The sequence below is a fragment of the Stackebrandtia nassauensis DSM 44728 genome, assembly GCF_000024545.1.
GTDB classification, from domain to species: domain Bacteria; phylum Actinomycetota; class Actinomycetes; order Mycobacteriales; family Micromonosporaceae; genus Stackebrandtia; species Stackebrandtia nassauensis.
The window spans coordinates 4,114,896-4,128,200 of the sequence record NC_013947.1; the positions used below are offsets into that span (position 1 = coordinate 4,114,896).

The following is a 13,305-nucleotide window of genomic DNA, read 5'->3' on the forward strand; positions in this document are numbered from 1 at the left end:
ACGTATCGCGGCAGTCATGAGACAGGAGTGTGTATGCGAGCCGAGCAGGAAGCCGAGTTTCGCGAATACGTCGCCGCCCGGGCCGGGCAGTTGCGTCGGTGCGCCTATCTGGTGTGCGGCGACTGGCATCGCGCCGAGGACGCCGTCCAAATCGCCTTCGTGAAGCTTTACGGCGCCTGGAATCGGGCGCGGCGATCCGGGCTGGACGCCTATGCCCGGCGCATCGTCCTCAACTCGGTCATCGACGACCACCGGCGGGCGTGGTTCCGTCGGGAACGGTCGAGCGAACGGCTTCCCGAGCGGCCGCTGGGCGACCACAGCCAGGCCAGCGCCGACAGACTCACGATCATGAATGCCCTCGCCCTGCTGCCGGTGCGGCAGCGGGCGGTCATCGTCCTGCGGTATTGGGACGACCAGCCGGTCGAGCAGACCGCACTCATCATGCGCTGCTCGACCGGCACCGTCAAAAGCCAGACCGCGCGAGGCTTGCGAACACTGCGCGGCCTGCTGACGGAATCGATCCACGAACGAATCGAGGGAATTACATCATGACCGAACAGATCAAGGCAATGCTGGATGAGGCCGCGCGTTTCGACGAACCGCCGTCGGGCATCAATGGCGACGACGTGGTTGTCAAGGGCCGCAAGCGAAACCGGACGAAGCGACTCGGCCTCGCCGGTGGCGCGACGCTCAGCGTGGCGGCGGTGACGGCGCTGGCGCTGGTGCTGGCTCCGACCGCGGGCGGCACTGAGAAGGGCGACAACGCGGCGGCCGACGCGATCGAACAGCCCGAGTTCGAGCTTCCCGACCTCGACGCGAAACCCGGTGACAAGTTCGAGTGGATGCCCAAGGAGGACGGAAAGGCCGGGCCGACCGACGAGACCCGCGAGTTCGACGCCGCGTTCTGGGAGTACCTGGAGGACAACTTCGACCAGGTCGACGTCGCTCCGGACATGAAGAAGGTCAAGTTCGAACCGCTCACCGACACCAATCGGACCGAAATGACCCGCGAGCACATGTGGGTCAACTACGTCGACGGCGAGCAGGTTCCGGTGCCGGTCTATCACGACGAGATCCCGTGGTACCGGTTGCAGGCCAACCTGAGTCTCGACCGTGAGGGTGTCGCCGACTTCATCGACGTCACCGTCCATCCGAAGGGGAGCTTCGAGCCGGGACCGGGTGAGGACTACGGGTACCGCAACCTGTACACCTGCGACCGCCGCGAGGCCGGTCCGGGCGGGCACCAGCCCGCCGAGGCCGACCGAGACTGCTCGGAGAAGACCGGCCCCGACGGCGAGAAGATCGCGCGGATCACCACCGAGTACAAGTCCGGGGACGTCCTGGGCGAGGAGCGGCGCGTCATCGTCTACCGCGCCGACGGCACCGCGATCTCCGTCAAGGACTGGGGTGCGACCCGGTACGAGGACGGCGAGATGACCGGATCGGAGGAACCGGCGCTCGACTTCGAGCAGCTGACCGAACTGGCGCTGGCGCTGCCCGACGACGTGCTCGTCAAGTAAGCGCTCAGACCGCCGATTCCAGGGGCCCGGCCTTGCCGGGCCCCGTCAGCGTCGCCGGGGAATCGGTGCGCACGAACTGGGTGTGGTACAGCTCGGCGTACAGGCCGCCGCGTTCGACGAGTTCGGCGTGGCTGCCGCGTTCGGCGACCCGGCCGTCGTCCAGCACCACGATCTCGTCGGCGTCGCGCACCGTCGACAGCCGGTGCGCGATCACCAGCGCGGTGCGTCCCTCCAGGGCTTCGGCGAGCGCCCGCTGCACGGCGGCCTCGGATTCGCTGTCCAGGTGGGCGGTGGCCTCGTCCAGGATCACCACCCGCGGCGACTTCAGCAGCAGCCGGGCGATGGCCAGCCGCTGTTTCTCGCCGCCGGAGAACCGGTAGCCGCGCTCCCCCACCACGGTGTCCAGCCCGTCGGGCAGTCGGCGCACCACCTCGGCGATGTGGGCGCGTTCCAGCGCGTTCCACAGCTGGGCGTCGGTGGCGTCGGGACGGCCGTAGCCGAGGTTGGCGCGGATCGAGTCGTGGAACATGTGGGCGTCCTGGGTGACGACGCCGATGGTGTCGGTCAGCGACCGGGCGGTCGCCTCGCGGACGTCGAGCCCGTTGATGCGCACCGCGCCGGAGCTGACGTCGTAGACGCGGGGCACCAGCAGCGAGGTGGTGGTCTTGCCCGCGCCCGACGGGCCGACCAGGGCCACCATGGTGCCGGGTTTGACGTCGAAGGTCACTCCGTTGAGGACGGTTCCGTTCTCGGTGGTGTCCAGTGTGGCCACGTCCTCCAGCGAGGCCAGCGACACGTCCTTGGCGTCCGGGTAGGCGAAGGTGACGTCGTCGAACTCGACCCTGGCGGGGCCCTCGGGCACCGGCTTGGCGTCAGGGGCGTCGGCGATCAGCGGTTTGAGGTCGAGGACCTCGAAGACCCGCTGGAAGCTCACCAGCGCGCTCATGACGTCCACGCGGACGTTGGACAGCGCGGTCAGCGGACCGTACAGCCGGGTCAGCAGCAGCGCCAGTGTCACGACGGTCCCGGCGCTGAGCGAGCCGGTGATGGCCAGCCAGCCGCCCAGCCCGTAGGTGACGGCCTGGGCGAGCCCGGCCACCAGGGTCAGCGCCACGATGAAGGTGCGGCCGTACATGGCGGTGGTGATGCCGATGGAGCGCACCCGGTCGGCGCGCTCGGCGAACTGGCCCACCTCGTGTTCGGGCCGTCCGAACAGTTTCACCAGCAGGGCGCCGCCGACGCCGAAACGCTCGGTCATCTGGGCGTTCATGCCCGCGTTGAGTTCGAAGCTCTCTCGGGTCAACGTCGCCAGCTTGCGTCCGACCATTTTGGCCGGGATCAGGAACAGCGGCAGCATCACGAGCGACAACAGCGTGATCTGCCACGACTGGGTCGCCATGACCGCCAGGGTCAGCACCACGGCGATGACGTTGGACACCAGGCCCGACAGCGTGGACGTGAACGCGCGCTGGGCGCCCATGACGTCGTTGTTGAGCCGCGACACCAGCGCGCCGGTCTGAGTGCGGGTGAAGAAGGCCAGGGGCATCGACTGCACGTGCCCGAAGACCTTGCGCCGCAACTCATAGATGAGCCCCTCCCCCACCCGGGCGGAGAACCAGCGGCTGGCCAGCGAAAGACCCCCGTCGATGACGGCCAACAGCGCGATGAGTCCGGCGATGCGCACGATAGCGCCCAGGTCGTCACCCGCGTTGATCTCGTTGACGACGTCCCCGGCCAGCACCGGGGTGGCCACCCCGATCCCCGCCGCGGCCACGACCGTCACCAGGAAGATCGTGATGTCGCGCCGGAACCCGGCGGTGAACCGCATGATGCGCGCGAACATGCCCTTGGACAGTTTCGTCGCGGCCAGCTTCTCGTCGCCACGGTGCAGGGCGCCCATCATCCGCATGCCGCCCCCGCCCATCATCGCCAATACGCTCACCTACTCACTGTCGGGGATGTAAGCGAGTATGCCCAGCGCATACGACGCGGTGGTTATTCCTCCTCGACGGGGACGCGGGAGCGCAGCAGTCGCAGTTGGGCGGCGCGTTCGGCGGCCAGCTGGGTGGAGTCGTCGTTTCCGGCGGCCTGCAGCAGCAGCGCCTTGGTCTCGATGGCGGCGTCGCGCGGCACGGAGAGGACCGCGAGGGCGAGGTCTTCGGCGGCGTCGTCCAGTTCCTCCACCGGGACGGTCACGGTGGCCAGGCCGAGGGCCATGGACTCCTCGGCGGTGACGGTGCGGCCGGTCAGGCACAGTTCCATGGCGCGGGAGTAGCCCACCAGGGAGACCAGCCGCTTGGTGCCACCGAGGTCGGGCACCAGTCCCAGGCCGGGTTCTCCCACCCGCAGCCTGGCGTCGGCGGCGATGACCCGCAGGTCGCAGGCCAGTGCCAGTTGCAGGCCCGCGCCGATGGCGTGGCCCTGGACGGCGGCGATGGAGACCAGGTCGGGGCGGCGCAGCCAGTCGAACGCCTCCTGGAACGACCACAGGCGTGCCTCGGCGTCGTCATCCGACATCTCGGCCAGCTCACGTGGTAGCGGTCCCGACAGGATCTCGAAGTCGAGCCCGGCTGAGAACGCCGGGCCCTGTCCGGCGACGATGACGCAGCGGATGTCTCCAGGCAGGTTGCGGCCGGCTTCGCGCAGCTCTTGCCACATGTCCGGCGTCTGCGCGTTGCGCACCTGCGGACGCATCAGGGTTATCCGCGCCACGGGTCCGTCGATGTCCGTCTTTATCGTCGCCGAATCGGTCATAGCTCGCCTTCACCAGTTAGAAAGAAATATCGCCGAGGCTGTGGAGCCGCTGCGATGTTAGCGGCATACGCGAAAGCGACGACGCGGGCTACCGGCGAGTAGACAGGTCGTTATGTCACGGCGGGGCCACGGCGACCGCCGCGTTTGCGAAGTTTTACTCCGGCTTCGGACAGAACACGGTGGACGAAACCGTACGATCTGTCCACCGAGGCCGCCAGACTGCGGATACTGTGGCCTTCGCTGTACCCGGCCACAAGCTTCTTGATCAAAGCCAAGCGCTCTTCCCCATTGATCCGGCGACTCCGGCCGTCACCAATCCGGGTGTCATTGTGTCCCATGCGTTTCCCTTAACCCTCCTCGCATGCGTTCTGTTCGTGAAGTTACGGGTGATCTTGTGCCCGGGCCCAGTTTTAGCTCTTCGGCAAGGCGGAAACAAGTTTCTGTCGGATACCCGATAGCGTGGAATCCCGTGGCAGGACTACAGACCCGAAATCGGGTCCAAGCGAGCGGTGTCGGCAACCGCGAACGGCTCGACGCGACCGTGTGGATGGTGCTGGTCGCGGCCGGACTGTTGATCACTGTGCTCGCCGTGGCACTGGGAGCCCAGCTCGGAACCGACGCGCCGCCGTTTCTGCTGGGCTACCAACTGGAAGCGTCGCCGGGGCTTGTGGCGCCGCTGCTGGTCATCGTCGGTGTGTTGTGGACGGTGCGGCGGCGGTTCGCCGTGCGGTGCCATTGGCCCAGCCTGCTCGCACTGTCCTATGTCGGCGCTTTCGCGTGGCTGGTGGCGCTGTCGCTGCCGCACGGTGCCGACGGCCTGACCCGCTACGTCCGCGACGCCGACGGCTACACGCCACCGGTCAACGCGGGATCAATCAGTGAAATATTGACATCGCTGGCGCAACCGGATGGTCACGCTTCCACGGCGGTAACCGGACATCCGCCCGGCCCGGCGGTGCTGCTGTGGCTGCTGCGCTGGCTGCCGCTGTCCGACACCGCGATCGCGCTGGTGTGGACGGCGCTGGCCGCGGCCACCGTGCCGCTGGTGCTGCTGGCGGCCCGCTCCACCTGCGGGCCGGTCGCCGCCCGCCGGATGGCGCCGCTGCTGGTGCTGGCGCCGTACGGGCTGTGGATGGCGGTGGGTCCCGACGCGATCACCGCGATGCTGGGCGCCGGTGCCCTGGCCGCGGCCTGCCACGCCAGTCACCGCCGGTGTCGCGGCTGGTCGGCCACCGGCTGGGCGCTGCTGGCCGGGGTACTGCTGGCGGCGGCCACCATGTTCGCCTATGTCGCCGCCTGGCTGGGGCTGTCGATGGTGTGCCTGTACTTCGCCCGCCGCCGCCCCTGGCACAACCTCGCCACCGGTGCGGTGACCCTGGTGCCGCTGGCCTGGTTGCAGGCCGCCGGGTTCGACTGGGTCACCGGCCTGACCGACGCGTACCACGGTTTCCTGGGCCGGGTCGAGGAGGGACGGTCGCTGTGGTGGTGGATTCCGTTGAGCCTGACCGTCCTCATCATCGCCTGCGGGCCCGCCATCGTGGCCAGTGCCCGCAAGTTCCGCAACACCCCGGCCTGGCCGTTTCTGGTCGGCGCCTGCGCCGCGATCGTGTTCTCGGTGGTGGCGGGCATCGCGCGCGGCGGCGTCGAACAGACCTGGCTGGTGTTCTTCCCGTGGCTGACGATCGCCGCCACCGCCCCGGCGGTCCAGGCCGGGCGACCGCTGCCGGTCCCGGCGCGGCTGGCGGCCCTGGGGGGACTGGGCGCGGTGGCGCTGGCGGCGGTGCTGATCTCACCGTGGTGACGAGCCGCGCGAACCCGCGTCGATACTGGGACACGTGAAGTTCTCTCGCCGTATCGCCGGATTCGTCCTCGCCGTCGCCGCGTTCATGGTCTTCGAGTGGGTCATGCTCGGGTTCAACCTGCAACCCGGGCACCCGACCGCGTTCTACGTCGTGCACGGCGTCCTCATCGGGGTCAACCTGCTCATCGCCGTCGCGCTGGCCGTCGTCGGCGTGCGCGCGTGGCGGTCGGCGCGCTGAGCGTCGAGTACCTTTGCCTACGGTCGTGACGGCCACACGGATAGACGGCAGTGACGATGGGTAACCGGCGGAGGTACCGTGCGATTCGCGATACTGGGTCCACTTGAGGTCCACAATGGGGACGAGCGGGCGCGCATCGTCTCGCCGCTGCAACAGCTGCTGCTGGCCGTCCTGATCGCGCGCGGCGGCCAGCCGGTTCCGGCCGACACCCTCATGGACACACTGTGGGGCGGCAGTCCGCCCGGCGACGCCCGCAAGGCGCTGGGCTGGCACATGCACGCGTTGCGCAAAGCCTTGGGCGGCAAGGACCACATCGTCCACCACAGTGCCGGTTACGTGCTGCGGTGCGAACCGGGCGACGTGGACGCGACCGTCTTCGAGAACCTGCTGCGCGAGAACGCCGACCTCGTGGACGACCAGCCCGAGACCGCCAGCCGGAACCTGGCCACGGCACTGGGGCTGTGGCGCGGCCCGGCCTACGCCAACCTCACCGACCCGCCCGCGCTGCGCGACGAGGCCAACCGGCTGGAGGAACTGCGACTGTCCGCACTGGAGAAGTACGCCGCCGCCGAGCTGAACCTGGGCCACCACACCGGGATCGCGGCCGAGCTGGCCGGCTGGTCGCCGAGAACCCGTACCGGGAACGGTTCCGGGAGCAGCTGATGCTGGCGCTGTACCGATCCGGTCGCCAGGCCGAGGCCCTGGAGTCGTTCCGGCAGGGCCAGGCGCTGGTGGCCGACCGGCTCGGACTCGACCCGGGACCGGGTTTGCGGCAGTTGCAGCAGCGCATCCTCAACAACGACCCCGAACTGGACGCCCCAACGCAGCGGGCCGCGTCGCGGCACCGCCCGGCGACGGTGATCCCGCAGCAGTTGCCCGCCGACATCAGCACCTTCACCGGCCGGGCCCGGGAGGTCGCGGCGCTGTTGGACGCGTCGCGCGAGGGCGGGTCCATCGTGGTCACCGCGCTGGACGGAATGGCCGGGATCGGCAAGACCACACTGGCCGTCCACATCGCCCACCAGTTGGCGCCGCACTTCCCCGACGGCCAGCTGTTCATCGACCTGCACGGCTTCTCCGGCGAGGTCGCGCCGGTCACCGCCGCCGAGGCCCTGGACCGGATGCTGCGGGCGCTGGGGGTCGACGCCCAGCAGATCCCCGGCCACATCGACGATCGCGCGGCCCTGTTCCGCAGCGTGCTGTCCGGGAAACGGGTGCTGCTGTTGCTCGACAACGCCGCCGGTGAACAGCAGATCCGGCCGCTGCTGCCGGGCACGCCGGGCAATCTCGCGTTGATCACCAGCCGCCGCCGCTTCGGCGAACTCGACGACGCCCGGCTGGTCTCGCTGGGACTGTTGAGTGTGGAGCACGGCGTCGACTTCTTCGTGCGGGCCTCGGGACTGCGCAAACCCGACGCCGCCCAGCTGGACGTCATCGGCCGGATCGTCGAGCAGTGCGGTCGGTTGCCGCTGGCGATCCGGATCGCCGCCCACCAGTTGCGGCGCCGTTCCTCGTGGACCCTCGACGAACTGCACGTCCGGCTGTCCCACGAGTCGCGGCGGCTGGAGACCTTGAGCGTGCGCGACCGCAGTGTCTCGGCGGCATTCCACATCTCCTATCAGGACCTCGACGTCGAGCAGCAGCGCACCTTCCGGATGCTGAGCGTCTTCCCGCAGCCGCTCTTCGACGCCCAGGCGGCGGCCACCGTCGCCGACATCCCGCTGCACACCGCGCAACGCCAGCTCGACGACATGGTGGACGCCCACCTTCTGGACAGTCCGCAGCCGGGGGTGTACACGTTCCACGACCTGATGCGGCAGTTCGCGGCCGCGGCGTCCCGGCACGTCGAGACCGACACCGGCCGCGAGGCGGCCAGCTTCCGGCTGCTGGACTCCTACCGCAACTCGGCCTTCGCCGCCTCGGCGAAGCTCACCACCCGGCTGCGGGCCGAACCGGGACCCGACTCCCCCGCCGCGGCAATGGAACCGCCCACCGGCGACGTCGACTTCGGACACGGCGAGCAGCCCAGTCCCGAAGCCGCCATCGCCAAGGCGATCGAGCTGGGCGTCGACACCCACATGTGGCAGATCGGCGACGTCGCCCGGGAACTGGCCGTCGACCGCGGCCGCGCCGAACTGCTCACCCTGCTGGAACGCGCCACCGAATCCTGCGAGGCCGCCTCCGATCCGATGGCGCGCGCCATCGCGCTCAACAACCTCGCCGCCACCCACCTGCTGCTCAACCAGTACCCCGAGGCGATCGAGAACTTCGAACGTTCGCTGCGCACCCGTGAGGAACTGGGCGACGTGCGCGGCCAGGCCGCCGTCCTCAACAGCCTCGGCGTGGCCCACAGCCAACTGGGCAGTCTGGACGCCGCCGCGTCCTGTTTCGACCGTGCCATGGCTTGCGCGTTCCAGGCGGGCGCCGATCAGACCGAGGCCCACGCCATCACCAACTACGTCATCCTGGCCGACTATCTCGACATGCACGAGCAGGCGCTGCCGCTGCTCAACCGGGCCCGCGACATCTTCAGCCGCAACGCCCATCCCCGGCAGCAGGCGCGGTTGTCGTTCTGCTTCGGCGTCGTCTACGGCGGGCTTGGCCAGCCCGACCGGGCGCTGAAACACCTGCACCGGGCCCGGCAGTCCGCCGAGGAGTCGTCCGAGCACTTCGATCTGTCCCATGTGCTCACCGCTATCGCGGTGAACCAGCGGCGGCTGGGCAACCACGCCGATGCGGTGGTCAGTCACCGCAAGGCGATCCGGGCGGGCGTGCTTGCCGACGACGAAGGGCTCAAGGCCCGCAACCTGATCGAGTTCGGCCGCACCCGGCTGGCGCTGCGCGAGTACGACGCCGCGCTCGACAACTTCCGCAAGGGCGCTCGGCTGGCCGCCACGGCGACCTACCGCTACGAACAGGCCCGGGCCGAACACGGTCTCGCCGACTGCCACAAGGCACTCGGCGACATGGTCAAGGCCGAGAGCCATCTGCGCGAGTGCGTCCGCATCTACACCGACATGGGCGCGCCGGTGGCCCGGGAGCTGCGGAAACGACTGGCGACCGCCAGCAGCTGACGGGATTCGGCGGAATTGTCCGCGTGTACGCTCCACCGTGGTTTCGGTTAGGTTTAGTGCCAGTCAAGTGTTCGAACCCGTGGAGGCGACATGCAGTTCTCGGTCTTGGGACCGGTGTCGGTGTCCACGTCGGAGGGACCGGTGACCGTCGAGGCACCGAAACAGCGGCTGCTGCTGGCGCACCTCATCAGCCGGACCAACCACCCGCTGCCGCCCGACAGCCTCATCGAGCTGCTGTGGAGCCACAATCCGCCGTCCTCGGCGCGCAAGGCGCTGGCCTGGCACGTCATGCAGCTGCGCAACGTCCTGGGCGGCAAGGAACGACTGGCCTGGCACGGCAACGGATACGTCCTCAACACCGAACGTGACGAAGTGGACGCCGCCCGCTTCGAGGAACTGCACCGGCAGGCCACCGCCGTGCGCGACGCCGATCCCCGGCGGGCCGCGCAACTGCTGAACCAGGCGCTGGGCCTGTGGCGCGGCACCGCGTACGGGGAACTGCCCGAGTCGGGTGCGCTGCTGGAGGAGGCCAACCGGCTCAACGAACTGCGGCTGGTGGCGCTGGAGGCGCGGTGCGACATCGACCTGGAGCTGGGACGGCACGGCGACATCGTGCCCGAACTGACCGGTCTGGTGGCCGATCACCCGTTCCGGGAGAAGTTCCGGGCCGCGTTGATGCTGGCGCTGTACCGCTGCGGCCGCCAGGCCGACGCCCTGCGCAGCTACCGGGAGGGCCGGACGCGGTTCGCCGAGGAGCTCGGCCTGGAACCGGGACCGAGTCTGCGACAACTGGAACAGCGCATCCTCAACGCGGACCCCGGTCTCGACGCGCCGGTCGCCGAGACCGCGACGATCGCGTCGGTGGTCCCGGCGCAGCTGCCCGCCGACCTGCGGTCGTTCACGGGACGGGAGCCGGAGGTGGCGCGGTTGCTGGACCTGTCCACCGTGGACACCAATCGGCCCGGGGCCATCGTGGTCGGTGCCCTGGACGGGATGGCGGGGATCGGCAAGACGGCGCTGGCGGTGCATGTCGCGCAGCGGCTGACGGCCAGCTACCCCGGTGGGCAGCTGTTCATCGACCTGCACGGTTTCACCGAGGGCGTCACGCCGGTGACGCCGGGGCAGGCCCTGGATCGCATGCTGCGGACGCTGGGGGTGGCGTTGCAGCAGATCCCGCCCGACGTCGACGAACGCGCGGCGCTGTACCGCAGCCTGCTGGCGGACCGGCGGATGCTCATCGTCCTGGACAATGCGGTCAACGAGGCCCAGGTGACGCCGCTGCTGCCGGGGGCTTCGGGGAGCCTGGTGCTGATCACCAGTCGTCGGCGGCTGGTGGGGCTGGAGGGGGCGCAGTATCTGCAACTGGACGTGCTGTCGCCCGACGAGGCCGTGTCGCTGCTGCTGCGACTGGCCGAGATCTCGCAGCCGTCCGACGCGGATCGGGAGCTGGCGGCCGAGATCGTGACGCTGTGCGGGCGGCTGCCGCTGGCGGTCCGGATAGCGGCGGCGAAGCTGCGGCACCGTCGGCACTGGTCACTGCGGACCGTCCGGGACCGGCTGCTGGATGAACGCGACCGGCTGCACCAGCTGGAACTGGGTGAGCGCAGCGTGTCGGCGGCGTTCACGATGTCTTATGAGGACATCGATGCCGAGGCGCGGCGAGTCTTCAGGTTGTTGAGCCTGTTCCCCGGTTCCCATTTCGACGTACTGGTCGCGGCGGCGCTGGCCGATCGCTCCGTCGCGGTGGTCGAGGAGCTGCTGGACGTCCTCATCGAGGCCAATCTGCTGACGGTGCTGGGGCCAGGCCGGTTCGCGTTCCATGACCTGTTGCGGCGGTTCGCGAACCAGGCCCACGAGGCGGCGGCCGACTACGCGACTGAGACGGCCGAGCTGCACAGCAGGTTGCTCAACTACTACCGCCACGCCGTCTACTCGGTGGCGACCACCATCGACCCCGGCATGGTGAACCTCGCCGAACCCCCACAGACCGCCTTGGCGCTTCCCGAACTGCCCACCACCGAATCGGCTCACGACTGGTACCAGGCCGAGCACCTCAACGTCTTCGCCGTCATCGACCTGGCACCCGACTGGGGGCTGGACGAACAGCTGTGTCAGCTGGTCAACGCGGTGAGCACCGTGTCGATCATCTTCTCGCACTACCAATGGCAGTACGACATGTGCGAGCGCGGCCTCCAGGCGGCGCGGCGCTGCGGCGACCGGGACTGCGAGGCCCGGCTGTTGAACCACCAGGCGCTGGCGCTGCGAAAACTCGACCGCGTCCCCGAGGCCGTCGCACTGCACGAACAGTCGCTGCTGCTGCGGCGGGAACTGGGCGACAGACTTGGCGAGGCCGCGATACTCAACAATCTCGGTCTCATCCACCGGCGAGCCGGTGCCCTCGACAAGGCGATCGCGACCTACGAACAGGCGCTGCGGCTGGGTGACGACGCGCGCATGATGTCCATACACGCGCTGCTGCGCAGCAATCTGGCCGAGTGCTGGATCCGGCTGGAGCGTTTCGACGCGGCGCTGGAGCAGGTGCGGCTGGCCGAACCGATCATCACCGAGCTCGGCAGCGAACGCCAGACCGCCCGGCTCCAGCACTACTACGGGTCGGTGTACTACCACCTCGGCGAGTACGACCGGGCGCTGCGGCACTTCGCCCGGTCTCTCGAATACTGCGAGCGGGTCATGGAACCGTACGGGCATGCCAGTGTCCTCAACGGCATGGCCAATGTGTACCGGGATCGGGGCGACATTCCCACCGCGGTCGACTTCCATGAGCGTGCCCTGCTGCTGTGCCGTTCGATCAGCGACACCGATCTGGAGGCGCTGATCCTGTACGGCCTGGGTCGCACCCACCGCGCGGCCGGTCACCGCGAGCTGGCGTTGAGCAACCTGCGCGCGGCCGTCGCGGCGGCCACCCAGACCGGGGACGCCTACCAGCTGGAACACGCGAACCGGGAGCTGGCCGACACGCAGGCGGCGGACCATCCGCAGCGGCTGGAATCCAGCGACACCCCGGCCGTCAACTGAACCAGGTACGGCAGGATGTCGGCATGCTGACGACCTTGGACGACATCACGAGGGCCGCCGCCGCGATCGAGGGACTCGCGCTGCGGACCCCGCTGCTGGAAGCGCCGTGGGCGGGTTCGCTGTGGCTCAAACCGGAGAACCTGCAACCCGTGGGCGCCTTCAAGATCCGGGGCGCGGGCAACGCCGTGGCCCGGCTCGGCGACGCAGGCGGCGTCATCACGCACTCCTCCGGCAACCACGGCCGGGCCCTGGGTTACGTGGCCGCGCGGCTGGGCGTGCCCTGCGTCGTCGTGGTTCCCGACGCCGCGCCGCCGGTGAAAGTCGCGGCGATGCGCGACACCGGGGCGGAGGTCGTTCTCGTGCCGGGCGCGAAACGGGAGGAGACCGCGCTGACGCTGGCCGCCGAGCGGAAACTGACGCTCATCCCGCCCTACGACCACCCCGACGTCATCGCCGGTCAGGGAACCGTCGCCGTCGAGATCCTCGCGGACATGACCGATGTGGACACGATCCTGGTGCCGGTGGGCGGCGGTGGGCTCGCCTCGGGCGTCGGGGCCGCCGTCAAGGCGCTGTCACCGTCCACGAGGGTCATCGGCGTCGAACCGGAACTGGCCGCCGACGCCGCCGACAGTCTGCGGGCCGGAAAGCGGGTGTCGTGGCCGATCGAGGACCGGTACCGCACCATCGCCGACGGCGTGCGCGTCGAACCGTCCGATTTGACCTTCGCGCACCTCAAGGCGTTCGTGGACGACATCGTCACCGTCTCCGAGGACGAGATCGGTGCCGCCGTGGGCATCGTGGCCCGCGAGGCGCGCCTGGTGGCCGAGCCGTCCGGAGCCCTGACCGTGGCGGCGTTCCGGCGCCACGGCGTCGACTTCGGAC

At 69.4% G+C, this 13,305-nt stretch carries 8 protein-coding genes and 2 pseudogenes; 7 read left to right on the forward strand and 3 right to left on the reverse strand.

Annotation, left to right across the window (positions count from 1 at the left end):
• Positions 1–33: 33 nt before the first annotated feature.
• Together SNAS_RS19015 and SNAS_RS19020 are read left to right on the forward strand one after the other, a co-directional pair.
• Positions 34–552: a SigE family RNA polymerase sigma factor gene (locus SNAS_RS19015; protein ID WP_013019082.1), complete on the forward strand. Its 519-nt coding sequence runs from the start codon at positions 34–36 to the stop codon at positions 550–552.
• Positions 549–1,520 carry a hypothetical protein gene (locus SNAS_RS19020; protein WP_013019083.1) on the forward strand — a complete coding sequence of 324 codons (972 nt, stop codon included), beginning with the start codon at positions 549–551 and terminating at the stop codon, positions 1,518–1,520. The genes SNAS_RS19015 and SNAS_RS19020 overlap by 4 nt, the downstream gene beginning before the upstream one ends.
• Before the next feature lie 4 nt (positions 1,521–1,524).
• On the opposite strand, the gene SNAS_RS19025 is transcribed toward SNAS_RS19020, so the two are convergent.
• From SNAS_RS19025 to SNAS_RS37350, 3 genes are all read right to left on the reverse strand, one after another.
• Positions 1,525–3,447, reverse strand: coding sequence for an ABC transporter ATP-binding protein (locus SNAS_RS19025; RefSeq protein ID WP_013019084.1), 1,923 nt, complete (start codon positions 3,445–3,447; stop codon positions 1,525–1,527).
• 68 nt (positions 3,448–3,515) lie between these two features.
• Positions 3,516–4,274, reverse strand: a complete 759-nt coding sequence (locus tag SNAS_RS19030; protein WP_013019085.1) for an enoyl-CoA hydratase/isomerase family protein — start codon at positions 4,272–4,274, stop codon at positions 3,516–3,518.
• A gap of 110 nt (positions 4,275–4,384) precedes the next feature.
• Positions 4,385–4,612 (reverse strand): helix-turn-helix domain-containing protein, encoded by a 228-nt coding sequence (locus SNAS_RS37350; protein WP_013019086.1) that lies wholly within the window; start codon positions 4,610–4,612, stop codon positions 4,385–4,387.
• Positions 4,613–4,743: 131 nt separating this feature from the next.
• Here SNAS_RS37350 and SNAS_RS19035 point away from each other — a divergent pair, with 131 nt between their 5' ends.
• The 5 genes and pseudogenes from SNAS_RS19035 to SNAS_RS37355 all read left to right on the forward strand — a co-directional run.
• Positions 4,744–6,075 carry a hypothetical protein gene (locus SNAS_RS19035; RefSeq protein WP_013019087.1) on the forward strand — a complete coding sequence of 444 codons (1,332 nt, stop codon included), beginning with the start codon at positions 4,744–4,746 and terminating at the stop codon, positions 6,073–6,075.
• A 34-nt stretch (positions 6,076–6,109) separates the two neighbouring features.
• The gene (locus tag SNAS_RS19040; protein WP_013019088.1) at positions 6,110–6,313 is read left to right on the forward strand and encodes an SCO4848 family membrane protein; all 204 of its coding nucleotides are present in this window, start codon (positions 6,110–6,112) and stop codon (positions 6,311–6,313) included.
• Positions 6,314–6,469: 156 nt separating this feature from the next.
• Positions 6,470–9,387 (forward strand): annotated as a pseudogene (locus SNAS_RS36790) (AfsR/SARP family transcriptional regulator).
• Positions 9,388–9,477: 90 nt separating this feature from the next.
• Positions 9,478–12,423: an AfsR/SARP family transcriptional regulator gene (locus SNAS_RS19050; protein ID WP_013019089.1), complete on the forward strand. Its 2,946-nt coding sequence runs from the start codon at positions 9,478–9,480 to the stop codon at positions 12,421–12,423.
• A 23-nt stretch (positions 12,424–12,446) separates the two neighbouring features.
• Positions 12,447–13,268, forward strand: a pseudogene (locus tag SNAS_RS37355) (threonine ammonia-lyase); the annotation flags it as partial.
• Positions 13,269–13,305: the final 37 nt, after the last annotated feature.